This is a genomic window from Companilactobacillus sp. HBUAS59699, from assembly GCF_036913575.1.
Taxonomy (GTDB): Bacteria; Bacillota; Bacilli; order Lactobacillales; family Lactobacillaceae; genus Companilactobacillus.
In genome coordinates this window covers 152,201-177,679 of record NZ_JAYKTV010000001.1, presented here as the reverse complement: position 1 = coordinate 177,679, position 25,479 = coordinate 152,201, and the positions used below count along the sequence as shown (strand labels likewise).

Here is a 25,479-nt window from a genome sequence, read left to right as displayed (position 1 = left end):
ACTAACATTGTAGACTAATAGGAAACATTGAACAAGAATAGGTTTTCAATAAAATAGTTTTTAATTATTGATCAAATTTCAGAATAAACTTGTTTAATTTATAGGGCTTGTATATAATTTCTTGGACACATTTATTAGGGAGAAGGTAACAAATGGTCTTAACTGAAGCTCAAAAACGTGCTAATAAGAAATGGCACGACAAAAACCGTGAACGGGCAAACTACATTGCCATGCGCTCATCGGCGCGTAGTTTTATCCGTAACAAATCTACCACTGAGGATCTTGAAGAACTAGAAAAAATCATCAATTCACGCAGAAGTGAATTGAATGCAAACACACTATAGACCACATTGATGGTCTATTTTTTTACTCATTTATACGTTTTGTAATTTTAGAATTATATTTTTGTATTAAAAAATAAATTTGCTATACTTCAATCATAAATAGTTGTTTAAACATATTTGAATATCTATTTAAATCGTATTTAATTTAAAATGTTTCTGCTGGAGGTTATGATTATGAAATTACTCGAATGGATCAAGTTAGTTTTTAAATCAAATAGCAACTCAGAAATGTCCGTACATGAAAAAGAGATACTCTCCGAATTACAAAACGAAAATAAAATTTTTCTTTTTGATACTAAATAAAAGTAAAAAAGAGTCGATATTGAATTAACAACATCGACTCTTTTTTTGCTTATGTCACAGGTGGACAGTGTATTTACCTATACATCAATACATAGAGCCATTCAGGGCCCCAAAATGGCCCCATCAAAATTAGAAATTAATATTATTTTAAATGCTAAAACTATTTCTCTTCTAAAAGATAATTCAAGAACCCCAACATAGTAGTAGAAAAAGCAATGGCAAAAGTCAGACATAAAGACAATACGACACCTGTGTTTAAAATGTTCATTGGACCCCAAAACATATCAGTAAAAACATGCAAATTACCGACCAACATTAAAATAATCCATAGCCAGCTTAAATTCACGAGAATTTTAATAATATTTCCACCAATCACTTCGACATTTAGCAAAATATTTTTTCCAATAAGAATAATTTTTCCAAAAATTAGCACTAGAAAAAATGCCGTAAGAATCAGGAGCAATATTATTAATGTAGTCGTTTGAGAGGTATCAAACGTTATCTGATCAATAATTGGTACTTTGAGGACATAGTTGGGACTTAAAAACTTTATAAATTAATGAACAAATTACTACATTCGTTATTTCCATTCTTTTTTCAATGATACCAAAATATTTTTCAATAAACCCAATTAATGAACTCATAAACAAGGCCTCCTTTATTATTTAATGATATTATCTGGCCACATCTGATTTTATTCAAGATCTCGTTGAATTTTCACTAATTATTACCACCACCAATAGTATAGAATGCATCCACATACTCATCAGTAGCAACTTTGAAATAGTCACGACAAGCAATGCTATAAATCACATCATCAGTCTTCCATTGAGTTAAATCTTTAAGAATATGATCTAATTTGTTACCTTTTGAATTTACAGTATTTACCCCTGCAATTGCATTAATAGTAACAATTTCAGCTTGGTCTGTATACTTCTTCGGAACATATTCGTCAGTAGCAATCTTATACATAGCAAGTCCATTGATTTTTTTAATTCCCACAGTTTTCCAATTTGAAGCATTGACAAACTTAGAGTTAGAACCAGGGATAATAGTTCCTTTTGAGGTCCATCCAGCGATTCCTGTCACAGGACCATGTTTGATAGTAATAACATCCCTGATTGGTGTCCTTGGAGCAGGTTCTACAACCGATTCACCAATACCAGTGGCAATATCATGTGCTAGTTGTTCTTGTGAGATTCCCCAAACCGGTTCTAAATAGCTTTGAACAGGATCAACATGACTACCCCAGATATTTTGAGATATCCAATAGTGTGTTTTGATACCTCTTTGGTTTGATGTATCTAAATTCACAGGAATACCGAATTGTTTACCTTTTGCACGAGCCAGATTAACGAATGTTGCATAATCCTTTTCAAAAGTGGTCTTATCATAAGTACGTGCCAATTCAATCTGAACAGGAGAATTAGCATTGGCATATGATCCAGCACCCCAGGCAACATATCCTTCTTCCCCAACCTGATAGATCTTCCCACCATCACCAACAACAAATTGGACATAAGTTTGCGCTGTATTAACATTGTTTTTAAAATAAATGGCATTATTCTTGGCACCTACATTGGTAGTCTCATGCAGCACAATTAAATTATTAGCTGCACGCTGACTCGATCCTTCATTTGAATCAAGCATATATGTTTTATCAATATTAAATTCTGTCATTTTGTTTTCTCCTCAGTATCATCATCCGTCAATTTTGACAATCGTTTAACTAACCATTTGGGTATGGGAATTCCCATCTCCCCTAAATTCTCTACTATGGATATACCGTATTGACCTATAAAAAATGCTAAAAACATATTGGCATACTCCGATAGTCCCCACGATGCTACAAGGGGATAGAAAATTGTGGCAATTCCAACAATAGTAAAATGCCTGATTAACCCCTCACGCCCAACCGTACTGTTCACTTTCTGTTTTGAATGCTTGAAAAATCCTTTAAGAAATCCTGTTGTTAAATCAACAATAATAATCATTAAGAATGTTGTAAACCATGGATTTTCAGATAATTGATTGGCAGCAATCCACCATTCAGTTAATCCCAGTTTAGGAATTGGTGCATCATACATATATTTCCTCTCCTAACTAAAAAAGCTAGCCGTTTGGCTAGCTTTCTGTGTATTCTTCTCCAGTGATTGATTTGTAATCCTCTTTGGTAATTTGACGACCAACATAGCCTTTGATTTCTTCTTTAGTACGTAATCCCCATGATAATTGAGTTTTTAATAAAAAAATCATTTTAATTTCCTCCAGTTGTTGCGTTTAATTGCATATTTGTGAGTAACATTACTGACTTCTTGATATCTTCAATATCGGTTGAATTGGCAAGAATAATATCTGTTAGTTCTTTAGCTGATTTATGAGATTCTTCCTCTGGGGTTAACATTGTTGATATATGAACTAAAGTATTATCGGATTCACGAACAGTCCACGAATACATATTATCGATAGAAAAAACCGGATTACTAGCAACTAGCGTCCAACTTTCATATTTAGATTGTGCTTCTGCTGTGGATTCTGATGCATATCCGATAATACTTCGATCGTCACTTAATTGAATTGCTATTTTTGACATTATTTAACCTCCTAATTTTTGTAAGGTGTAATTTTAATTACTTTGGAATAATAAGTATCGACTCTATTGAGCCAAATGCCAGATGCCAATATAGATATTCCTTTAGAAATATCTACATCAATATTGCCTTGACTCATTTTCACTAATGCACTGATATTTGATGAAGGGTAGTACTGCCATCCACTTTTATCTGTATACGAGCCACTATTTGTTTTCTCTTGATAATTTAATTGTTTAGGATTACCACCGTTTACTCCGACAACTTTATAATTTACATTTGTTTTTACTAATTCAATATATTTAGTGTTGATTTTGAATTTATTTACAGGAATTAAATAATTTTTAGGAATTCTTATTACTTTCGATATACCTAATTGATCAATCGAAATTCTTGTTGTTTCATTCAGACCATAAAGATAATCATCCAAAGTAACCTCAATACCATCCATAACATTTTCAAAATAATCAGTTGCACCAGCTAATGCAATTTCACCAGTAGCTGAACCATTAAACAAATTAACAGTATCAGGCAACTGAGTAACAGCTTCCTGAGTACTATAAGTACTTACAACCTCACAAATAACATCATAAGTAACTCCAGTAATACCATCAGAAACACCATCATTTGCATACCCTTGAGTTGATTCAACATCCATAGACTTATCTGATTTAAAAGTATATGTAATCGATGGTGCTTTTATATTTGCCAATCCCAAGTTCTCGCCGACACCATCTAAGGGAACTTCAACTGGTACATCAACTTTGAAACTAGTTCCCTTAATATACATCGGTACCGGTGATGTAGTTGTATAATAACCATTTTTTGCAACATTCTTTGGGTCATAATTAATTTCTAGCCTTGAGATGGCACCTTTAACGCCTTTCGTAATAACAGTCTTTTGAATATAAACAAGAAATTGCAAACCATCCCCGACCATATTCATCTTTGAACCAACGTCACGTTGAAACACTAGATTAGTAACCTTCGATGGATCGGTAATTATATCACTCAGCAAGTAACGTTCAGTGATTTCTCCTTTGGCTAATGAACCGGGATAAATATCTGCTCCTACTGGAGGATTGGTATCAGTGATTGACGGATTGGTATCTTTTCTAAACTGATCAAAATCTAATGCTGATCCTGCCCCACTTGGCAACATGACTTTCACATTACCATCAAGATCTTTATACGTTCCCGATAGTACAGAATGTGCCGCAACATATGCTGCCAAATCTAAGTCGTTTTTAAACTCCATTCAATTTATCCTCCTATTCTGTTTGTGTACTATTTAAAAATTCATTCATTTCCTGCAACTTCTTAAGTGTGGCAGAATCAGAAATTTCAGAATTATTATTAGCATCGATAATCTTTTTGCTTATCTTGTCATCAACTTCCTCCTTGCTATAAACGGCACTAGACAAATCGGCTTGCATATCGTCACCGGCTTTAACAGATACATACGTTCCATCAAGTTTTTTTACTTTGATTGCTGCAGGAACCTTTACAATCGTATTTAATATTAGATTTAGAAAATCAGAAACTTTCATAATTATTTATCCTCCAAGAATTTACTCATCATTTGTAGTTGCACTAGCGTCTCCGAATTGTTAATAACATCGTCAGTATTAATATCATTGAACTTACTATCAACATATTCTTTAGACGCCATACCTGTTGGATCAACAGTTACTTCAACATTTTCAGTTCGACCTACAATCACATAAATAGTTAATCTAAATTGTAATAACACCTGATCAGCAAAATCAGGCATATATTCAGGTTGCTGAGCTGTAGTCAAAGCATAAAGAATTTCAGTATCCTTGCCATCTTCTTTAGCATAAAGAGCAACTGTATTGATCGAATAACCTTCCTTTAATCCATTGTTTGTAAACAATAACTCTGTCCCAATAACGGAATTACTATTTGGAATATTCTCATCCTTATTAGCAATTACCCCAGTCTGAACTTCATTGGGCAGTTCAGTGAGCTTTTGTAAATCTTCTTCCGACATAGTCGTTAAATCATCACCCGTTGATGTAGCTCTGGTGATAGTGAATTTCGTTTTTCCATTGGCAGCTCGACTGGCCAAATCTAAGCCAGCCGTTGTCAAAATAGATTCATTATATTTAGACATTCATATTTTTCTCCTTTGATATAGAATCCACAGCAATTTGTGGTTTGATCGTCCCAATAAATTTATTGGTACTAAATTTTGTACTACTCCTCATCAAAGCTCTAGAAGTAGCCTCCACAAATATTTGTGGTCCACTTGCTCCAGTAAAGACAAATAATTTTGAATCAGCTCTGAAAATCAACTTTGGTTTACTAATAGCTGATGAATAGATATTCGGTTTTATGCTACCAAAATACTGATTCATTGAACTCTCAGCAGAAGTTTTCAATCTTGGATTAACACTGGTTAAAACCTGTCTGGAGCTAACTGTTCCAAAATATTCATGAGTATTTAATTGTGTTTCAGAAGTTATAACAATACTAAAAGTGAGATTAGCAGGCAGATAAACGTTTAATAGATATTTCAAGCGTTTGATCTGATCCTTACTTATCTCACTTCTTTTTGCTTTAGTTATCACATTTCTAACAGCATATTCAACATTCACCGATGCAGGTATATCTAACGTCTTCAACAATTCTTTAAAATACTTAAGGGTTATCGGCTTAGGCGGTAACATCCTCATCAATACGTTGTATCTACGTGTCTCCAATGAATCATTGGGATTCACATCAATGCCTAGTTGGTCTTCGTAAATCGATATACCTTGTATATCAGCCTGTATAACAAATTGATTCAATAATGTTCTCAAAATTAAATCATCAAACTTAGTAAAATCGACTTGCTCTGCAGCAACTAACTTCTGCATTTCATAGACATCATCATAATAATTAGGTAAATAGTCTTGTAACTTAACCATTAATTACCACCTCACCAACCACTGGAAGTTGTGATAATTGATTATTGAATATCATCGAAATATCTTCTTCAGCACTATTAAGTAGTGGCACTGAGGAATCAACTACTCCATCAACCTTCATAACTTCACCTAAGATTTGTGATCGATAAATAACTAGTGAATATCCTCGTCCCGTCAATTTATTCAAATTGTGCCAGGATTGACGTTTCAATAGAAAATAATCATTAATTGCTTCGATGATTTTAGGCTTTACTACTTCAATATCAGATTGAACATCTACCTGAATATCAACTGAAACATCAATCGTAACTTCCTCTGGTGCAACTACTGTGACCATATGATCAATTGGGGCTAACCCATATCCCAATCCGGGTGAATCAGGCGGATCAATCTCATTTTTAACTTGTGTAAGAAGTTCTGTACTGGCTGCACGTAAATCATTATCAATGATAACTAACTTGACCGTACCGCCACCATTCCACACAGGATAGACTTGTGCACCACCAACCGTTGAAATTTTCGATAACATATCTAAATAATCAGAAATATTACCACCGTAGGCGATCCACGAATCTGAGGCAAGCAATCTTTCACGCAAGTGATCATCAGTTTCAGCGTCACGAGCAGGTACTATCACTTCAATAATCTCAGACCAGGACAATTCATCATTAGGCGTAACTGGTAAAATCTGTCCTAAATAACTATTTGACCGTACACCAACCTCTTCAGCTTCCAAAATTCCTGTTAAATCATCATTAATAGATTTAACTTTATAAAAAATAGGATCATCACCCAAAGATGCAAACCTGTCTCCAATCTCAACATTGCCAATCGGATTACCTTTTGAATCCAAGAATTTGGCTTTTACTTCAGCGAAAGTTGCTTGTTGTCTGGAAGTACCATGTTCAACCGCACGATAGTCAAGAAATTCATTATCAGCTGTCTTGATATATGCTTCTCGGATCAGCATCCCCATAGTTAATGACTGATTGGCCATCAACATTGCTGCAGGAGCTAACGCATCATAGATAATGGACCCTTGGCGCTTATCAATATCATCAGGAACTTTATCCATCATCTGCTTGAGATAATAATCAAAGTTCTGTGATTCAATCTGACTTGCTAAAATTTCAGGTGTCACTTACACTCACCTCACTTTCAATTGAGATATCACCATAGATAGTTGCACACGAACCATGGACTTTAAGAATCGTTCTATCTAAAACTTCGATGTCATCAATTGATACCGCTAATACCCGATCATCGGCTATCAATGCTTCCTTAACCATTCGTTCAACTTCGACCGTTGCATAATCAAACGACTTACCGAATAGTTCGAAGAAATCATTACCGTACTGATTGTTATAAATGGGATAAACAAACCTTTCCGTCTTTAAAATCTTATCGACAGCTTGAATCATCGCTTCATGACCATCGAATTTGTTCATTATTCGGCCATTCTTAATTTGATAGGTCAACGTAGGATTATCCATCAACATCACTCCTATCATTTCTTCTTTCTAATACATAAAATTGCTGGCCACCGTTCAAACGAATCATGGTAACCTCATCGTCAACTTGAAGTGATCCATCAATTTCAATCGTTTCAGTGACATCAGGCCGATTGCCCGACACCTCCCCGATAGTATCTGAATGTGACAGCACTCTGATACGTTCTTTACGCTTAATTACCTGCCTTCCAAGTATTAAAAAAGATTCAGTGAGTATCATTTGATTACTCGTCTGAATCTTCAATGGATCAGTATTTATTACTTTACCGTAGACTATATCGGCATAATCCGAATCACTACCACCCTTGGCATTCATCATTTGGATGAGTCGTTCTCCAGCCATGGTTCATTCACCTTCATTTCTAAACTGCAATTATAATCTGTTCCAAAATTGTGAGTTGCTTTCATAATTGCTGTATTGCTGATCCAAAAGCCCGCTTTAGACAAATCATCAATCTGTATATTGACTGAATTACCCGCAATCAAAGAAGTATCGCCTAAACAATCTAAATTCAACGTATAAACTTCTCTGTTCTTCTCCTTTAGTAAAGCCTTGGCACGCTCCTTCATTTGAGCATCATTAGCCTTGTCCTTAGCATTCTCAACAATCTGCAACTTACCCCAATCCTGGACATCATGAGCCTTTACATCACTGTATGTAAAACTAGTGCTATTTGGATCATCACCATTTGATTCTTCATCGGTAGAGGTAGAAGTTGTCTGTTGTGACTTAGAAGAATTCTTCTTAACAATACGGACTGAATTAGCAGCATCATCGATTGACTTCTCAAAAGAATAACTAGTTAACAACGATTGATCACCGATAATGATATCCAAACTATTGTATGGTGCCTTCCGTAGTTCAACCACATCATAATTGGCAAATAAGTAATACATCTGGTTAGTAGCTTTTTGGGTGGCATCAATACCAGACTTCAACATATCAAAATACGGCTTAGAATCGGCAACTTCAGCTGGCAACTTGTAATCTGAGCCATCAACGACTTTGTAAGATACTTCAGCCATTTTACAGGCTGTCTCAAAGCGTTGTGAGATAGTTGAAACTGGCCACACTAATGAATCTTGATTTTTTAAATATCTCATCTTGTCATAGGCAGTGATACTGAACTTATCATCCTTGAAGGTGGCTTTGAAAATATATCCATAAAATATTTTCTGTTCATCCCATTGGAATTCAACCACATCACCATTTTGCGGGTAAAATTCATTGTCGAATAGTAAATCAAAAGTAAATGTTCCAGCCGCAAAGTTTAGATCAGTGACCCACTTAACATTACTTACCAAATCAGCAACATTCCACGTGTCACCACTATTTCTACGTCCAATAGTAAATTTAGTAATCATGCTGATCTCACATCACTTTCTTTTACCCAACCACGGGCACCACCATCTAAACTGGTTACATGATATGGATAAGTAGCACCAGGAACCACCAAAGATATTTTTCTCTTAGCATTCTGTTCAGTCAGACCTGGGCCATTACCTTGACTGTCACGATGCAATTGACCATTCACAACGACTACTGAACCCATACCCACCTTTGCAGGTGGACTAGGTCTGATAGGTTCAGCTTTGACAGGTTCAGACTTAGCATTTAACTTCTTGGCAGCATATGGTTTGTATTCCTTAACGACTAAGGTATAAGAATATTCGCCATCATATCCATTCTTAAAGCCATATTGAAAACTTGAAATAGTAGCTTTAAATGAAATCTTTGTTGAGCTGATGACTAATCTCATCGGCTTTTTTGATTTCTGGATTTTAACTATCCAATCTATGTAATCTTGAGCGCTTCCCAATAAATTTTGAGCTGACACATAATGTTCATAAACTGGAACTAATGGCAATGTACTCTGAATACTGATAGAACGTAATTTTGCATCACCGATTAAATTAACTTCTCCCAATCCAATCACAGTTTCACTTTTATCATCGGTTTCAACTGTCAACTGAATTTCAGCGGGATTTAAGGGTAATTCAAATGTAGCATTCATATCATCAGTTATATAAATACCTAAATGAGCGTCCATATTGACCTCCTAACTATGCTAAAGAAGCATTATTCTTTTCTATAATTTTATTCTCGATAATTTGTAACAATCTATCTCCATCATATTCAGCATTGCCCGTTGAATTGATCTGAATTGCTCCGGATTCAATCACAACATTTGAATTATTTGAAGATGAATTGTCAGTTGAATCATTATTACTTGTAATTCCTAAACCAGTTCCATCTGTTCCAAAAGGTGAACTAGTTGGAACATCATTTCTAACATTTCCATTGATTCCTACATTAGTGGTTCCAGCGATACCAGATAAAGCGGAAGCTACGGCATTGATCATATCTAATGCTCTGCTGAAACCACTTGCCAGCATATCTCCAGGGTTCATACCAGATATGCCTGCCATTGTCATTGGTCCAAGTTGCGGATTCATATTAGAAGCCGCATCTACAACGCCTTGAACCATATTATTGGAGGCAGCAGTTGCATTTCCAGCATCACGATTAATTCCGATAGCCAGCCCTTGATCAAGCCATCGACCATATTGTTTAAATATTTTAGATGGTGAACCAATTCCCATGGCTGACTTAGCGGCGCCTACAACTTTACTAGCAACATCCTTAACAGCTCCAACCGCCGAATGGATCATAGATTTAATTCCATTGATCAATCCTTGAATCAAATCTTTACCAACAGAAACTAGCGAATGTACAAATCCTTGAGCAGCATTGACAGCACTTTGAATACCATTGCTTACAGCCGATACAACGTTTGACATTGCACCTACAATCGCTGAGACCATCATAGTTCCAGCCATAATAAATGCTGTGGCCAAACTAATAACTGCTGAAGCAACCATTGTTAATCCTGCAGCAACAACCATCAAAGCTGCACCTACAATTAACAGACCGGCTCCTAGAACAATTGTCGCAACACCAAGTAATAATGCACCTACTGCAGCAATCATCATCATTGGAGCTGCCACCATCAAAGCAACGGCAAAAATCATCATTCCTACACCTGCAACTAATGCAACAGCGGCAATCATGACCATGGCAACAGCCATCAACATCAATCCAACTGCTCCAACTATCGCTAGCACTGATACCATTCCTAATCCAACGCCCAATAGCAGAACTCCGACAGCAGCTAACAGTGCACCTGTTCCAACAATAATCAATGCAACTCCGAATAACAGAGCTCCAACGGCGCCAACAATAAATCCAACACCTAAAACGGCAATTGCAATTCCTAATGCAAGTACACCGATAGCACCAACTATTGCAGCTACACCGAATACAGCAACAGCACCAGCCAACGCAAGTAGTCCAATTGCCGCACTAGTACCATATTGAGAAATAAATGGTAATTGAGTAGCTAGTAATGCAATTCCGGCCGATGCTACAAATATAGCGACACCAACAAGTAATAAAGCTGCACCAAATACAAGGAATCCAGCTGCACCAGCTATAAATGCATCACCTACTAAAGTGACTACACCAATTAATAAAGCCAGAGCCACGAACATTCCAAAAAATACAGCTATTGAGGCTCCACCACCTGAAGCAATCTTTTGAGTTGCAAATGCCATCATCAACATTCCACCTCCGGCTAATGCAACACCAGCACCAACCATCATCAAAGCCGCACCCATTTGCATTAGAGACTTAGCAGAAGCACCAGTTTGTTCAGGATCAGGTATCGGAATAGATTTTTTAGATTTGCCAGATTTACTGAACGCATCAGTAATTGACGTAATCGTATCAGCGACGCCTTTAGCAGCTTTAAACAAAGCAATAGCAATTGCGAATGCTGTCACTGCCTTTGCTAAAGCATTAATATGACTAGGCTTCATTCTGCCCAGTCCATTTAGTCCAGTAATTATTGCTGTAAATACTAGGCCTTTCATGCCCGACTTGAGAATAATAAAAGCACCACCTAAGGCTTTAAGAACATTAGGATCTATTCCACTTATAGCATTTGCGATTGCACTAATAGATTTAGCAACACCTTTGATCCCTCCACCTGCTAATTTTCCAATATTTTCAAATGGATTATCACCACCAGCAAATGATGAATCAAATATTTTTCCAATCGCTGATCCAACATCACCAAACATATCTTGAATATATTTGACGGCATTAGTCTGTTTGAATCCATCAAACACTCCTTGGATTGCAGGCTGAATGGTTTGAAAAACATCAGACACTTTTCCTACTACAGAAATAGCATCATCAGCTAACTTGTCAAAATTGACCGATCCTAATTTATCAGTCAAGTCACTAACCACTTTTATTCCAACTTTCCCAACTCGATCAAAAGCACCTTGCATTTTATTAGCGGCGGTCTCTTTCAATCCATCCATTGCCTGACCAACAGTCTTAAATTGAGTTGCCATTTTTGTAAAGTTCTTATTTGTACCCGTTTTAGCAATTGCATCGAAAAAATCTTTTGTAGCAACATTACCATCTTGAACCTTAGTAACTAAGTCTTTGGTACTCATACCCATTGTTTTAGCGACTGCGGCCATACCGGCTGGAGTTTGTTCCAGCATAAGTTTGAAATCTTGCCATTGAATCATAGGCTTAGCTGCAGCTTGGGTAGCTTGCTGACTAAGCGTCTTCATGGCTTGTTGAGGGTTCTCAGATGCAGCAGCCAACCCACCAAATCCTTTAACTAACTTACCAGTGTTTTTAGTACCAACAGCCGCTAGTTGAGCATACGTTTGAGACATATCAGATGCTGAATAGATTGTTTGTTGAGCATATTTCTGCATAGAACCTTTGGCAGCAGCAATCTGTTTAGGCGATTTACCAAGCATTTGCATATTACCATCAAAAGTCTGCCATGCTTTACTAGCCTCATTAAGTTCCCCAACCATTGCAGTAATTCCAGTTGATGCCATACCAATGCCTTTAGTGATACCAGCACCTATTACTGTCCCACCTAAAACTGACTTAAATAATCCACCTGTTTGAGTAGCTGATTTATTCAGTCCATCAAAAGAATTACCATTCATAACTGATTTGAACTTACCAAAAGCTGATTGACCTTTACTAAGCCCAGAATTCAATTTATTAAGCGGTGCTGTAAATCCATCAATAATCTTAATAGCAGCACTAATAGTAGCCATAATTAACCCCCTTTCTCCACCTACACAAAAAGACAAGAACTAATGTCTTCTAGTCCTTGCCTTTCTTTCAGCTTCACGTTTTTGTTTCTCTTCTTCTTTAATTCTGAGGTCAATTCCAGCTGTGACCAGCGCTTTCTCTCTTCTGGAAAATCCAGCCCAAACTTCTGGTGTCCAGTGATATTCATTCATGCAATAAAAATAATATTGAATATCAGGAGAATCACCAGACTTTACTAGTTTTTTACTTCATCCTTCAACTCTTCGACATCTTCCATATCAAATCCTGATAAGTCTTGAACTTGTTGCATAAGTTCAATATATTCACCAGCACGAAGCATTTTCTTCAATACACCTACTGGATTAGCCAAACAATTCCAACTTTTTTGAATTTGTTCACTATTCAAATCAGGAGTAACGACACTATTCAAAACCATTAGATCAATATACTTAGATTGATCCAATTGACTGATCACTTGACGTGTTTGTTTATCCTTAATCTTACGAGTTGCATCCTTTTGTATTACCGAATTCTCATCTTCAGTAAGGGATTTAATAACAAAAGGTGATTTGAATCTTTTAAACTTCACTTCACGAGTTTCAGGCTTTGTATCTACGTTCTCCATTAAAAAATCATTAACACTAGTCATCTAAAATTCCTCCAATTTTATAAGTCAAATCCATCAAAAGCTGATACCAAATCAAATTCTTCAAATGTGAAATCAGATTCCCATTCCATTACGCCATCATCTGATTCAAAATCAGCGATAGGAATATCATCAAGATTTACTTCACCTAAATGAATAGTTTGCTTACCAGCTCTTGAAGTTTTATCTTCAATTGTCAATGTGATTTCAAAGTATAAATCCTTACCACCTTGAATATAAGGTAGAGCATATTTCAACCAATTAGAACTGATAATATATCCACCTAGCGTACCCGTACCTTCAATGGAAGTAACCTTCTTACGCTTCCAGTGGCTTCCTAATACTTGAATATCTTCCTTGTTCTTTTCCAGTTTTGCAGTGAATTTGTTACAGTCGATCAATCCAATGATTTGACCATTGATTGTTGCATACACCTTAGCATCTTTTGTTGAAATGGTATCTCTACCATTTAGAAATTCTCCAACGTTGTTAGACATTTAAGTTCTCCTCTCTATTGAACGACAATCGTCATATATAGTTTTTCCATTGAATCAATCGGTGTTACAGCAACAGTAGCAATAATCGAATCACTATCTACACCAGGTTCAACAGTTAGATCATCATTAGTAAATGATGCAATAATTCCACCATTTACTAGGCCTTGCATATAAGATAATCTGTTGGCCTTAAATAAATCACGACCTGTTTCATCATTGTTGATTTTTCCAATGAAAGTATTCTCAAACACACTTTCAAAATCTGTCGCAATATCGTCCAAGGTTCTAATAACACGATTCTTAGAAAATGACTTAGGCTTATCATCACTAAATGATGTCAGTGAGTTGATATCTTGTTCAATTACCACACGTCCACCACGTTTAGCGGTGAATACGATCCAACCACTGTTTAAAGCTTTGATTGTTTGTTCATTATTCAATGATGGATATGTCGAAATAGCACCAGGATATTCAGAATAGGTTAGTGACTTACTCGAATCAGTTGCTGATGAAATACCTGCAAAATAGCCAGTAGCAGTTGTTGTATCAATTTGTGTGCCATCTTCCAAAATTACACCATTTGATACTACTGATACTCCTTCATAGTCATATTCATATCCGCCTTCATAGACAGGAACTACAGCACGAACTTTGTAACCTTCATCATCACGTAGTCTTTGAACCGATTGTGCCAATAGTTGATGAATATTGTTATCTGGTGCAAATCCAGCTGCAGTAACGACATTGAATTGTTCTGTTTCAAGTACATCATTCATCAAATCTGTGACTTCAACAGGTTCAGTAGTCCCACCAACCAAATCATACGTAGTCGATGCTGACAATGTTTCAAGTTTATTTTGACCTGGTGCTGCTTTGAATTCAGCACCATCATCAGTGCTTTCCACAGTGGCTACTGGTTCAGTTGCATCACTTAAGTACTCAACATCAATATAATCGTTGGAAACTAATCCTTGTGCAGTAGTGGTTCTAATAACTTGCTGATCAACCACCTCAGTTCCATAAATCGTTGAAACCGTGATACGTGTTAAATCATTAGGATCTTTCACTACTGATACATGAAGTTGATTCCCTTTAGTCCCTGGATACTTAGCAGTGAACTTCCAAGGTAATGCTTCATCAGTAACCTCAGACTTCGTTCCATCATTATTATTGAGTAGTAATACTGTCAAAGCCCCTTTAAGAGTCTCTCTCAACGCACCAAATTCAGGAGTTGACAATGGTGCACCTAACAACGCTTTGAAATCAGAGTTTGAATCCAATTCAATGATTCCTTTAGCTCCCCAATTCAATTGAGTATTGCCGATCAACATTGTTCGACCTAATGAAGTATCTTGCTTAGGTTGTGCTGCACCGATTGTATTGATATACGCACCAGGACGGCGCTTATTTTGAGTTTTCCATGTTCCACCCATTAATTGATTCCTCCTTTAAATTTTCTGATCAAATTCTTTACTTCAATAAGTGAATATTGAGTGCCATCAACTAGAACAATCTTTAAAATGTCACGATCAATAGCACTGAAACCATCACTCTTCACTAATGAATCTTTAGTAAACATCTCTTTCATCAGTAATCTTTCCTTTAAATTTCATATTTTGCTGTTTTGCTGAAACATCAATTTTGTGTGCTCTAATTTGAATATTGAATGTTAATAGCAATGTATTATCATCAGATTGTTTGAAATCCCGATTACGAATCACTGCATAATCGGTTAATTGAGTGAAATTATCTAATAAAATTTCTTCAACTATTTCAATATCAGTCTTTGGCTCATCTAATTTTGGAAAATAAACTAATTGATAACTGTAACTTCTACTTTGGATATCAAACAGTTCAGGATTCACATTAGTAATGATTTTTTCAACAAAAAAAGATGGCTCTTTAAAGCCACCCTTTTGGTTTTCACGATAAATTGGAATATTAGGAAATAACTTTGATAGTTCATTCCCAATCAAATCAATAATACTTACTTTCAATTGAATAGACCCCCAAGATTCTTCATTGCTGGAGTCAGCAGTGCTGGCATCATACTGTCAATCTCAAATAGAGTTTCCATAAGCATATGTTTACCAGATACCCAGCCACCACCGCCACGAGTACGATGACCATCTTCCACATATCCGGCATATTCAACATTATTTTCAACTTCAATTAAGAATAATGTTCCATTGTACGTTGGACCGTTTAAATGCCAGCCTCTTCTTAGAGTTCCACCAGTTCTACCGTCAGTATATTGACCAACAGGAGTTCTGGATTTAACACCTTTAAGTGATTGAGTACCAACTCGCCTAGAACTTTCTTCGACAGCACGTCTAACTTCTTGTGCTTGAATCTTGCCTTTAACTTTGTCAGCAAATTTTTGAAATTCAGCATCTTCAATCGTTCCCCATGCCATTATCAACCACATCCTTAGCCTTTTCGTCCCTGATCATTGCTACTTCTTGATGACTGACATAACCTTGATATCCCTTGCTAGCTCGCTTGTATTTAGTAACATGACCATTTATATCAGTCACATAAATATCAGCTCCAGCTGGAACAAATACGCTATTATCAATCAATAACTTAGCATCATACTGATCAGTACCAAAAAAAGATTGTTCAGATGGCTTTTGACCTCCTAAAACAACCTTTGCTGGATAATTTTCAACTATTGTCACATCTTTACTATCAGAAAAAATTCCTTTTGAAGTCTCTACAACACCTTTAATAGTCACTCTATCATTCCACAACTTCGGCAGCACTCTACCCATATGTTTGAATGCCCCAATCATCGCTTGATTCTCCGATAACTATTCAAAATAGTTGCATAATCATCAGACAATGGATTAATTGATTGCAATTCAGTATATACAGTTGCTGGTGATTTGAATGTAACTGAAGTATCACCTTCAGATAATGACTGAACATCATTATTCTTGTCTTCAATTGGAACTAAGAACTGATGTGAATCTATTAGCTGCATAGAAATACTAACAATCGTCTTATCAAGTTCTTCTGGCAACTCCTCAACTGGAATATGAGTATAGCTAGTTACATCATCGACTACTTTTGAAATAACAAAATCAATAATAGAATCATAACCATCTAACTTGTTCGAATTAGGTAGTAACTTCTTAAGAGTGTCTGTTATATTTTCAATTCTTGGATGTTTTTTCATATGAACCACCTAACCTTCAGCAGCGGTTACAGTTACTTCTGCAGTGCCGATAACTTCACTGTCTGATTTAGAAGTAGCAGTAATCGTTGATGTACCTGCAGCTTTACCAGTTACTGTTCCACCACTGACTGTAGTGATTGCTGTATCGCTGGAACTCCAAGTAACCCCTGTTTCAGTAGCATTATTAGGTTCTACATTAGCAATCAATTTAGATGTATCGCCTACTTTGATAGATGCTGTACTTGGATCCAATGTGATTTTTGTAACTGGCACAACAGGAGCTACTACAGTAACCTCTGGAAAATCAAATTTATCAGTTTTGTTTCCTGATCCATCAACTAATTCACCTTTGAATGTCCCAGCTGGATAAGTGGCAGGATCCAAATCAATGTGAACTGGACTCTCACCAGTTCCAATCAATTCAGAATCCTTATACACATTTAATTTAGTCATAAGTTCCTCCTTAAAATTCGGCTGTGAAATCGGCTCCGCCATCACTTGGCTCTACCTTGATTTGAGAGGGAGCCTTTAAGCTTTTGGGGCTTTATCTGAAACTACAAACTCAATACCTTTTGTCTTAGTATTCAATAGCCAAACATCATCATATGATTGTTCATAGTAAAGATAGTTGCCACTGTTAGCAGCATTAGGTGCATCAAATCCAGCAAAAGCATACTTTTCTGGCGCAATTTGAACACCATTATAAATTAAGAACATTTCAATTTGTTTAGAATCATCAACAATCTTAGATCCAACGGTAAAGTCAAATGATGTTTGCATCAAATCAGATGGAACTACGTTAATAGTTACATCATCCAAGCTATAAACAGTACGTTGGACATTATTAGCATCTTTTAAGGCCAATTGACGGTTGATTGCCTCAGCACGCTTAAGAATTGCGTTGATCTTTGGTGTTAGATAAAGAATACGACCTTGTTGAGGAATACGAGCCTCATCAAAATTCACCATCATTTGATCAAAGGCAGTAAGAATATTTTTTTCATCAAGTGTATCTGTTGTAATACCACCATCACTAGTAGCTTCCTTACGTTGATACAACTTACTAAACATGAATCTATCTTTTTCCGGCATTTTTTCGTCTAAATTAAATTGTTTAGTAATATTAGCCATTGAAATAACCATATTTGACTCATCAACATCAGATGGATCAACTAATGTACTCCAATATCTTTCATTACCAAGTTCATATGAATCCCAATCAGTTGAATAGTTTGCTGTAGGTTGCGTAATTGTACGGCGTTTACGATCTCTACGACCTTCATCGATTGTTAAACGTGGAACCTTGATGTGCTTAGCTCCATCGAATTTAATAATTCCATTTGATGGTGAATTCCAAAGTGCTTGTGAATATAGATGACCATCATAAAAAGCTTCTTGAACTGCTTGTTGATATGATTCAGCATAATTAATTGTTGCTGGCATTTATTTTTCCTTCTTTCTATTTTTTAAACGTATTGACTAAATCTTGAACGGTATTCTTATCATTAGAACCCTGTCCACCACCTGGTTTATATTCCTGATGTTGACCCTCATCAAAGAGATAACCATCAGATTTTTTAAGTGACTCAAGTTGATCATTAACACCAATCAAATTACCTTTTTCATCTAATTTGATGTCATCCATATTGAGTAGTCCTTTGATAGCCTTAGTATTACGAACCTTGGCTGTGTTTAAGGCGTTGTCTAAAGCTCCATTCAACTTTGTAGCTGATAGTTGAGCATTAAGCTTGTCTGTATCCGTCTTATATTTGTCTTGTAGTTCAGAATACTTGTTAGATAAATCTTCGTTATCACCAGCCTGTTTTTTCAATGATTTGATATCTTTATCACGTTCAGCCATTTGCGTTTTGAGCGACTTATTTTCAGTCTTAATAGACTCAACATCCCCAAATGACTTCTTTACATTTTCAATATCAGAACCATTAACAGACATAATCTGATCAATGACTTTATCTTCCAAATTCAAACCCTTTAAAAATTCTCGTTTCATAATTACAAATCCTCTCTCGCTAGATTTACGTGGGGCGACCACAATCAAGGTATAAAAAATAAGCCTTTTTACGTCTTACTTAGGACAAAATGGCACAAAAATAGCACTCAACTCAATTGTTGGGTGCTAAGCTCCAGGAATTATTCCTTTAATATCTTTTAATGTATTTTTTACTCGTTCCATCATTGAATTGCTAAACAAATACTCAATGCCTTTTGGTGTAATCTGAACATCTCCAATGATTTTCATACCTGAGCCACCCCAAGCCTTTATTGGCGTGACTCCAGTAATGTATTCATTTTCAGTTAAGTTCAACAAGATGTAGTTCCAATACTGTTGATTATATTGGGAACCCAGTTCATTTAACTCTTCTTCAGAAATGACCTTTCCATTTTTTAAAAGTGAATACAATCTTTTCAACAACATGTACATTATAACGAAATAGTCATCTTTTGCCATTTAACCACCCCACTAAAAATTAGTTTTTAGCCATCATATTTAATAATTCTTGTTCTGATAAAGAATCAATAAAATTAATAAACCATTCATCTTCGTCATCCGTCATTTCATCCATCCATTTAGGATATTTACCACTATCATCTTCAAACTCGAAACTTGGAAACTCTGACAATTTTGTTTTATGTAGGTTATCTATTATCCATTTTTTCCTATTTTCACTAATCATCATTCTTCCACCTTTCCAAATTTAAAATCATATTTATCAGAATAATCTGATAGTGCTAATTCTTGACTTCTAACTTCATCATAACCTAATTTTACATACTTTCTAATCTGTTTTCCATACATAATATTGGCATTTCGAGTCATTTTCTTATTTGCCTTGGTATACCAATAAACACTACCATCATGACCAACTGTTAATCCCAAACCAACACTACTATTCTTTGATTTTAATGACAAAGTAGCAATATCACTCAATGATGGTGGATATCCTGATGGATGATTATGAATTGAAACATATTGCCCTTCATTACCAGATTTAAATGCATCAGTGATTTGATTATTATAGACGACGCCTTTTTTCTTGGTTGCCTTATTAGATATTGCAACTATCTTACCAGTCTGCAAATCTAATAAATAATAATCTTCAAACTGTGTGCCATTACGATGTTGTAGCATCTTTCGTCCGACCTTAGTAACCTCAGAACTTATCTTAGATAATTTAGGGTTCGAAGAAATTTTATTTTCAAAATCTTTACTACGAACATATTTTAAATTGGAACCATATGTTCCAGAACTTAATTTTTCTTCATGCTCCTGATTAATCAGATTTTTCCATTTTTTAAATGAAATGTTTTTAATCAGTTTACCTTTACCAGTATCAGGATCACGCATCCAACGTTCATCCGTCTCAGGCAATCCATCGATATGTGGAATAGTCGTACATCTACACCTTGGATGGATAATAGGATAATTCATTCCATCCCTACGATCTGATAATTTGAATATCTGGCCATCCAATCTAGCACAAATATCACAAGTATGAGATTCCAAAGTAGCCATATATTCGTACTCTTCAATACCAGATTCTTCTAGGCTCTCAGAGTTGCTTCCTCATTAACGTGTCCCATCTCAGATACAACTAATCTATGAATGTCTTTCTTGTTTACATCTTGAAATCTTGCATGCATCATATTAGAAATTTTAGATGGTGCATATCCAAGTAAAGAGCCTCGCAACATTGTATCCATCAGCTTATCAGGTAGCACTTCTTGATAATCATTCCAAATTCTCTTTGAAAAGTTATTACCAGACCAAGGCTTACTGATAATTGTTTTAAGTTGGTCATCATTAATACCAATAAAATCAGCACTATATTGAAATTTCGTACTCTGATAATTGTAAATGGTTCTCATATAAGAGTCCTTATACTGATCAGCTAGTGCATCCCCCATACGAGATCGTTCGCCTTTAGCAAAATTACCTGCTCTATTTTTAATTTGAATTTCAAGGTTCTGCAATCTGGCTATACGACTCTTGAAATATTCATTATCTAATTCTTTTTCATAACCACCTTTGATAGCTTTTTGTTTGAACTGCTCAAGGGTCATATTCCAATTAGAATTACCAATGTTGTTCAGAATCTTACGGGCTTTCTCTTCAGGAATATCATTATTCTGTGAATACCTTCGATAGTATTGATTAGCCTCAACATCAATTTGATGTAACAGTCCTTTCAATTGAGACTGCAAGGCACGTTCATATTCTTCAGTTGATCTAATCTGACTGGCTTTAGTTTGAAGAAATCGTTTCTCCCAATAAGTGAGATTACTCATCTTCATTACCGGTTAGATCTTCAAGTTGTTTGTCATTACCATATCCATCAGACTTAACGATGTTGTCTTGTCTATCCTGCAGTTCTTGCTGCCAATCAGTAACTAGCGGATTACCTTTAGCAATTGCTTCATCAGATGTAACATTGGCCACTTGTGAGACAACTTGTGCTTGTTCAACATCATTTTGAATAGCCGTACGTGTCCACGTTTGAGTGATTGTACGTCCATCAGCATCAGTTATATTCAACCAATTCATAATTGCTCTTACCAGTTGATTTACACCATCTCTGAAGTACGATTCAGTTACTGAGGCCTTCAATTCCAAATGACTGTACAACATTTTAATTGCCACACCAGTAGCGTTGTTAGTTTCAAAGTCTGATGGATCGATTCCTTGACCATGAACGAATATATCTGACTTTGTAATATCAAGTAATGAATTCCTAGCCTCAACGGGAATATCAATTGTGAGTGTATCCACTCCTGATTTATCACCGGTACCAACAGAATCAATCTTGATTGCCTTATCTTCATTTAGTGTTTTCTTAAACTCATCAAGTGATTCACCACCATAATTAGTTAGAACTAGGATAACTTGCTGCACATCATCAACATCATTCACAAACCCGTTGTATACATTATCGTAAACATCGATCAGACCTTTATACTTCAACAAGTCAGGGCGTTCATATTTGTTCTTAGGGAATGGAATAAAGGGTATACGTCCAAATTGATGATGTAAAACATTGCCGGTCCCAATCTCCATACCCGTGGATACATCGAATGTAGTAAACCTATCAGTCAGTTTAACTAAATCAGAATAATCAGGCATCATCGATTTAAAAACCGTACAATCTTTATCCGTCCAGTATTCATGAATTTTATAATACTTGCCATCATCTGGATTAAGTTGTGAGTAAGTACGTCTCACAGCTAATAACTTCTTATCCAAATCGTTTGAATAAATTGGAGTGATCTGATCAGGCGGAACGATTCCATATCTGAATTGATTATCATCGTCTATCCAATAATGAACCCAGGCTACACCGGCATTAGCAGCATCAACCACTAACTGATTCATTCTGAGATTGAAGTTATCACCCAAAGTATTTTTAATCTTGTCATTGAGATCATCATCTTCAACATCGATTGAGGGAGGAATAGTAGCAACGTACCCGGCCTCTTGATCAACAAGCAGTTGATGATAGTTTGAACTGACACGATTATCAGCGCTTCTCAGTGGTTCTTCATCCTTTCCATGCTCGCTAACCTTAGACTCGCCATCATTTCTCATAGTGATGTCGTTCTTATTAAAGTAATAATGAAGTGATTTATCAAATCGACCATTGAATTCCATTCTTCGTGCATCAGTATTCTGTAATAGTTTCTTCATTGCTTTTATTTCCACGGCTTGAAACCTCCCTTCCTAATAATTGATTCAAGTGCATACCTGGTTGCATCCATCGCATGATCGTTCCCATCAGGATATGTGGCTTTTAAATTACCATTTGCATCCCTTTCCAGTTCATAGCTACTAAACTCCCTAGCAGCATTAGGACAACGAACAGGATCAATAACGATTTCACGTAAATCCTGCAACCATTTGTATCCCTGATCACGACTGCCTGGACCTTTACGAGCTCCAATAACATTCAGATCCATATCTCTGTATTCAGCAATTGAACCAGGTGATGCTGAGTCACCGACAATTGGGTTATTGTTCGTATCAAATTTCTTGATCATTGGAACTGCAACCCTATTCTTCAGTCCAACCTGATAAATCTCATTGAAGATATAAAGTCGATGCCTCGTTATATCAAAATAGACTTCGATATATGCTAACGGATCGCTAGCAAAACCAAAGTCTAATCCACGTTTAATATTATCGAATAATTGTATTTCATCATCAGTGATTCTTCGTTGTACAACATTGTTGAATACTTCTGCACCCGTACCCGTTATTTCACCCATATATTCGTGTGCATAGGCTTTTGGGTTATCTACTTTCAACTGTTCAGCATCAGCGATGAATTCCTTACCTAGCCATTCTTTGGGAACTGACAAGTAATCAGATGAATGAACCAACGTATCATCACGTAGCTTCTCATGATCAGTTGTTTGATTGACCCAACTATTAACACTAGCAGGCGGATTGTACGAGTAAAAGGTAACGATGTTGCTACCACCACGATTCAATGACTGATTAATAGAGCGTATCTCAGCAAAATTTCTAAATTCATCAACTTCCTCATAATGTTTGAATTTGATATAGCCATGTCGGAACTTTTGAGATTTAATCTTCCTCGGCTTATCTGCACCCTTAAATCTAATCTGTTGACCAGTAGGGATGTAAGTCAATGTCATTGGACTAACTGACTCTTTCCAATAACTATTTACTCCAAGTACATCGATTGCCCAAAGGTACTGATCATATACTGAATCTCTGAGTGTTGCTGCAACCTTACGAACAACTACTGCATTGGCTTCAGGGTCTTTCAACATCCCTAGAACAATCTCAATTGATATAAAACTGGACTTAGTAGAACCACGTCCACCTCTTAACCAGTAATTACTGTGCACTCGATTTTTAATATCAATATGAAGTTGTCTGAATGATGGTGCAACCTTACTTTTTAGCAGCATCTTTTGTACCATCACTTTCATCTCCTTTCTCGATATCATCTATAATTTGAACAACATTACTATCATTTTTGTCTTTGTTAGTATCCAATAGCTTTGTAAGGCTATCCATTGCTTTTTGCTTGTCGTATAGCTTGACTACTAAACCATCTTTACCACGATGTAATTCTTGAATCAGTGACCAGTCAATCTGATCACTTGGTTTTAGGAAGATGTCTGCAACATGTTTCTCTACCGGATTATCTTCAGTATCAAGAAATACATTGCCTTCCATATCCATGACTAATTCTTTATGAACTTTGTAATCAATTACATCTCCAAGGCTGGCGAATGATTGTTTAGTGTACTCATTTATGATGTCTTCAATCTCCACATACATATTGGAATGTAGCTGCTTTTTAAGCTTATTTAACTGATCCTTCACACCAACATTTCCCAACAGTCTTGGCCCAGCTCTTAACGCCGTATCATAATTAACCCCGTAAGCATTTTGATAAGCTCTGGTTGCATTAAATCGTTGCAAATAAAAAAGGCAGAACAGTTTTTGCTTTTCAGTAAGCTCACTGTTTGCCTCTAGTTGATCTACTATTTTGGGTGCAACCTTCTTAGATTTGTGTGCACCCTTTTCTGTTTTTGTATGCACCCTATTTTGATTAGGCGCATCTCTTAACCATTTGTATCTACTTTTCCAGGATTTGACAGTATTTATTGATACATTGTACTTACTAGCAATATCTTTATACTTCATTCCTGATTGATAATCCTGTTCTGCTTGATCTCGATTAATCATTACATGCACCTAACCTCCTAAATAATAGCAAAAATTATTTTTTTCTATTCTCCCGTATAATCTTACTAATTCTACTCAATATAGTATCTATCATTAAATCCATCAACGACCAAATTGCTAGACCTAATGATATTATGTCAAAAGATTTTAATACAAAATTAACAGAACAAAATTTATCAAAAATAGATAAATTAAAGGTACCTAAGAAAAGAGAAATTAATCCTGTTACAGCGAAAAGAATTGCTACCCATGCATAAGGAGCAAAAGTATCATAAAAAACAAATCTGCTATCATCACTTTTATCATTTTTATATTTCTCTGACCATTTATAAAAGGTACCCATATCTTTACTTCCAAAAATAGCAACTAATGCTACAAGTAAGGTCATACTAAAAGATAATCCTGAAACAGATACACTCAATAGAGCTAAAGCATTAAAGTTCTTAATTACATTTACATGAAATCGAAAATACATTATTAACATCGTTATCCATATAATAATTGCAACAAACGTTGAAAAAGTGAACCATGTGGAGTTTCTACCCTTAACTAATAATTTTCTTAAGCTCATATTTTATCA

36 protein-coding genes are annotated in these 25,479 nt (G+C 35.8%); 1 reads left to right on the top strand and 35 read right to left on the bottom strand.

Features of this window, described 5'->3' with window-relative positions; translation table 11 throughout:
* Window positions 1-152: 152 nt before the first annotated feature.
* Window positions 153-344 (top strand): hypothetical protein, encoded by a 192-nt coding sequence (locus tag U8519_RS00955; protein ID WP_334328461.1) that lies wholly within the window; start codon window positions 153-155, stop codon window positions 342-344.
* A gap of 463 nt (window positions 345-807) precedes the next feature.
* Here U8519_RS00955 and U8519_RS00950 read toward each other — a convergent pair whose 3' ends face one another.
* The 35 genes from U8519_RS00950 to U8519_RS00780 form a co-directional block, all read right to left on the bottom strand.
* A complete protein-coding gene (locus U8519_RS00950) occupies window positions 808-1,038 on the bottom strand; it encodes a hypothetical protein (RefSeq protein ID WP_334328460.1) in 231 nt (76 codons plus the stop codon).
* A gap of 329 nt (window positions 1,039-1,367) precedes the next feature.
* A complete protein-coding gene (locus tag U8519_RS00945) occupies window positions 1,368-2,327 on the bottom strand; it encodes a peptidoglycan recognition protein family protein (RefSeq protein ID WP_334328459.1) in 960 nt (319 codons plus the stop codon).
* Window positions 2,324-2,734, bottom strand: a complete 411-nt coding sequence (locus tag U8519_RS00940) for a phage holin family protein (protein ID WP_334328458.1) — start codon at window positions 2,732-2,734, stop codon at window positions 2,324-2,326. Before U8519_RS00940 ends, U8519_RS00945 begins: the two co-directional genes overlap by 4 nt.
* Before the next feature lie 37 nt (window positions 2,735-2,771).
* Window positions 2,772-2,903 (bottom strand): XkdX family protein, encoded by a 132-nt coding sequence (locus tag U8519_RS00935; protein ID WP_334328457.1) that lies wholly within the window; start codon window positions 2,901-2,903, stop codon window positions 2,772-2,774.
* Between the two features lies 1 nt (window position 2,904).
* A complete protein-coding gene (locus U8519_RS00930) occupies window positions 2,905-3,240 on the bottom strand; it encodes a hypothetical protein (protein WP_334328456.1) in 336 nt (111 codons plus the stop codon).
* A gap of 11 nt (window positions 3,241-3,251) precedes the next feature.
* Window positions 3,252-4,496 carry a hypothetical protein gene (locus tag U8519_RS00925; RefSeq protein ID WP_334328455.1) on the bottom strand — a complete coding sequence of 415 codons (1,245 nt, stop codon included), beginning with the start codon at window positions 4,494-4,496 and terminating at the stop codon, window positions 3,252-3,254.
* 13 nt (window positions 4,497-4,509) lie between these two features.
* Window positions 4,510-4,788: a hypothetical protein gene (locus U8519_RS00920; RefSeq protein WP_334328454.1), complete on the bottom strand. Its 279-nt coding sequence runs from the start codon at window positions 4,786-4,788 to the stop codon at window positions 4,510-4,512.
* 2 nt (window positions 4,789-4,790) lie between these two features.
* Window positions 4,791-5,375, bottom strand: a complete 585-nt coding sequence (locus tag U8519_RS00915) for a phage tail-collar fiber domain-containing protein (protein ID WP_334328453.1) — start codon at window positions 5,373-5,375, stop codon at window positions 4,791-4,793.
* Window positions 5,368-6,171 (bottom strand): putative phage tail protein, encoded by an 804-nt coding sequence (locus U8519_RS00910; protein WP_334328452.1) that lies wholly within the window; start codon window positions 6,169-6,171, stop codon window positions 5,368-5,370. The genes U8519_RS00915 and U8519_RS00910 overlap by 8 nt, the downstream gene beginning before the upstream one ends.
* Window positions 6,164-7,312 (bottom strand): baseplate J/gp47 family protein, encoded by a 1,149-nt coding sequence (locus U8519_RS00905; protein ID WP_334328451.1) that lies wholly within the window; start codon window positions 7,310-7,312, stop codon window positions 6,164-6,166. The genes U8519_RS00910 and U8519_RS00905 overlap by 8 nt, the downstream gene beginning before the upstream one ends.
* Entirely contained in the window at window positions 7,302-7,664 is a 363-nt protein-coding gene (locus tag U8519_RS00900; RefSeq protein WP_334328450.1) for a DUF2634 domain-containing protein, read from the bottom strand. Before U8519_RS00900 ends, U8519_RS00905 begins: the two co-directional genes overlap by 11 nt.
* Window positions 7,657-8,025, bottom strand: coding sequence for a DUF2577 domain-containing protein (locus U8519_RS00895; protein ID WP_334328449.1), 369 nt, complete (start codon window positions 8,023-8,025; stop codon window positions 7,657-7,659). The genes U8519_RS00900 and U8519_RS00895 overlap by 8 nt, the downstream gene beginning before the upstream one ends.
* Window positions 7,998-9,047, bottom strand: a complete 1,050-nt coding sequence (locus U8519_RS00890; RefSeq protein ID WP_334328448.1) for an XkdQ/YqbQ family protein — start codon at window positions 9,045-9,047, stop codon at window positions 7,998-8,000. Before U8519_RS00890 ends, U8519_RS00895 begins: the two co-directional genes overlap by 28 nt.
* Window positions 9,044-9,733 carry a hypothetical protein gene (locus U8519_RS00885; protein WP_334328447.1) on the bottom strand — a complete coding sequence of 230 codons (690 nt, stop codon included), beginning with the start codon at window positions 9,731-9,733 and terminating at the stop codon, window positions 9,044-9,046. The genes U8519_RS00890 and U8519_RS00885 overlap by 4 nt, the downstream gene beginning before the upstream one ends.
* 13 nt (window positions 9,734-9,746) lie before the next feature.
* Window positions 9,747-12,839 (bottom strand): tape measure protein, encoded by a 3,093-nt coding sequence (locus tag U8519_RS00880; RefSeq protein WP_334328446.1) that lies wholly within the window; start codon window positions 12,837-12,839, stop codon window positions 9,747-9,749.
* 39 nt (window positions 12,840-12,878) lie between these two features.
* Window positions 12,879-13,028, bottom strand: coding sequence for a hypothetical protein (locus U8519_RS00875; RefSeq protein WP_334328445.1), 150 nt, complete (start codon window positions 13,026-13,028; stop codon window positions 12,879-12,881).
* A 44-nt stretch (window positions 13,029-13,072) separates the two neighbouring features.
* A complete protein-coding gene (locus U8519_RS00870) occupies window positions 13,073-13,486 on the bottom strand; it encodes a phage tail assembly chaperone (protein WP_334328444.1) in 414 nt (137 codons plus the stop codon).
* 17 nt (window positions 13,487-13,503) lie between these two features.
* Window positions 13,504-13,980 (bottom strand): phage tail tube protein, encoded by a 477-nt coding sequence (locus tag U8519_RS00865; protein WP_334328443.1) that lies wholly within the window; start codon window positions 13,978-13,980, stop codon window positions 13,504-13,506.
* Window positions 13,981-13,994: 14 nt separating this feature from the next.
* Window positions 13,995-15,413: a phage tail sheath family protein gene (locus tag U8519_RS00860; protein WP_334328442.1), complete on the bottom strand. Its 1,419-nt coding sequence runs from the start codon at window positions 15,411-15,413 to the stop codon at window positions 13,995-13,997.
* Window positions 15,413-15,568 (bottom strand): hypothetical protein, encoded by a 156-nt coding sequence (locus U8519_RS00855; RefSeq protein ID WP_334328441.1) that lies wholly within the window; start codon window positions 15,566-15,568, stop codon window positions 15,413-15,415. The genes U8519_RS00860 and U8519_RS00855 overlap by 1 nt, the downstream gene beginning before the upstream one ends.
* Window positions 15,549-15,977 carry a phage tail terminator family protein gene (locus tag U8519_RS00850; protein ID WP_334328440.1) on the bottom strand — a complete coding sequence of 143 codons (429 nt, stop codon included), beginning with the start codon at window positions 15,975-15,977 and terminating at the stop codon, window positions 15,549-15,551. Before U8519_RS00850 ends, U8519_RS00855 begins: the two co-directional genes overlap by 20 nt.
* On the bottom strand, window positions 15,974-16,396 hold the full coding sequence (locus U8519_RS00845; protein ID WP_334328439.1) for an HK97 gp10 family phage protein: 423 nt from the start codon (window positions 16,394-16,396) through the stop codon (window positions 15,974-15,976). Before U8519_RS00845 ends, U8519_RS00850 begins: the two co-directional genes overlap by 4 nt.
* Window positions 16,377-16,775, bottom strand: coding sequence for a hypothetical protein (locus U8519_RS00840; protein ID WP_334328438.1), 399 nt, complete (start codon window positions 16,773-16,775; stop codon window positions 16,377-16,379). The genes U8519_RS00845 and U8519_RS00840 overlap by 20 nt, the downstream gene beginning before the upstream one ends.
* On the bottom strand, window positions 16,772-17,161 hold the full coding sequence (locus U8519_RS00835; RefSeq protein ID WP_334328437.1) for a hypothetical protein: 390 nt from the start codon (window positions 17,159-17,161) through the stop codon (window positions 16,772-16,774). The genes U8519_RS00840 and U8519_RS00835 overlap by 4 nt, the downstream gene beginning before the upstream one ends.
* A 9-nt stretch (window positions 17,162-17,170) precedes the next feature.
* Window positions 17,171-17,614: an Ig-like domain-containing protein gene (locus tag U8519_RS00830; protein WP_334328436.1), complete on the bottom strand. Its 444-nt coding sequence runs from the start codon at window positions 17,612-17,614 to the stop codon at window positions 17,171-17,173.
* A gap of 75 nt (window positions 17,615-17,689) precedes the next feature.
* Window positions 17,690-18,604, bottom strand: coding sequence for a capsid protein (locus tag U8519_RS00825; protein ID WP_334328435.1), 915 nt, complete (start codon window positions 18,602-18,604; stop codon window positions 17,690-17,692).
* 16 nt (window positions 18,605-18,620) lie between these two features.
* Complete coding sequence (locus tag U8519_RS00820; protein ID WP_334328434.1) at window positions 18,621-19,172, bottom strand: phage scaffolding protein; 552 nt, start codon at window positions 19,170-19,172, stop codon at window positions 18,621-18,623.
* 126 nt (window positions 19,173-19,298) lie between these two features.
* Window positions 19,299-19,631 carry a YjcQ family protein gene (locus tag U8519_RS00815; protein WP_334328433.1) on the bottom strand — a complete coding sequence of 111 codons (333 nt, stop codon included), beginning with the start codon at window positions 19,629-19,631 and terminating at the stop codon, window positions 19,299-19,301.
* A 19-nt stretch (window positions 19,632-19,650) separates the two neighbouring features.
* Window positions 19,651-19,860: a hypothetical protein gene (locus U8519_RS00810; protein ID WP_334328432.1), complete on the bottom strand. Its 210-nt coding sequence runs from the start codon at window positions 19,858-19,860 to the stop codon at window positions 19,651-19,653.
* The gene (locus U8519_RS00805) at window positions 19,857-20,714 is read right to left on the bottom strand and encodes a minor capsid protein (RefSeq protein WP_334328957.1); all 858 of its coding nucleotides are present in this window, start codon (window positions 20,712-20,714) and stop codon (window positions 19,857-19,859) included. The genes U8519_RS00810 and U8519_RS00805 overlap by 4 nt, the downstream gene beginning before the upstream one ends.
* 11 nt (window positions 20,715-20,725) lie before the next feature.
* Entirely contained in the window at window positions 20,726-21,475 is a 750-nt protein-coding gene (locus U8519_RS00800) for a hypothetical protein (protein ID WP_334328431.1), read from the bottom strand.
* Complete coding sequence (locus U8519_RS00795) at window positions 21,462-22,877, bottom strand: phage portal protein (protein WP_334328430.1); 1,416 nt, start codon at window positions 22,875-22,877, stop codon at window positions 21,462-21,464. The genes U8519_RS00800 and U8519_RS00795 overlap by 14 nt, the downstream gene beginning before the upstream one ends.
* The gene (locus U8519_RS00790) at window positions 22,868-24,124 is read right to left on the bottom strand and encodes a PBSX family phage terminase large subunit (protein ID WP_334328429.1); all 1,257 of its coding nucleotides are present in this window, start codon (window positions 24,122-24,124) and stop codon (window positions 22,868-22,870) included. Before U8519_RS00790 ends, U8519_RS00795 begins: the two co-directional genes overlap by 10 nt.
* On the bottom strand, window positions 24,096-24,899 hold the full coding sequence (locus tag U8519_RS00785) for a terminase small subunit (protein WP_334328428.1): 804 nt from the start codon (window positions 24,897-24,899) through the stop codon (window positions 24,096-24,098). The genes U8519_RS00790 and U8519_RS00785 overlap by 29 nt, the downstream gene beginning before the upstream one ends.
* Window positions 24,900-24,933: 34 nt before the next feature.
* Complete coding sequence (locus U8519_RS00780) at window positions 24,934-25,470, bottom strand: hypothetical protein (protein WP_334328427.1); 537 nt, start codon at window positions 25,468-25,470, stop codon at window positions 24,934-24,936.
* Window positions 25,471-25,479 lie beyond the last annotated feature (9 nt).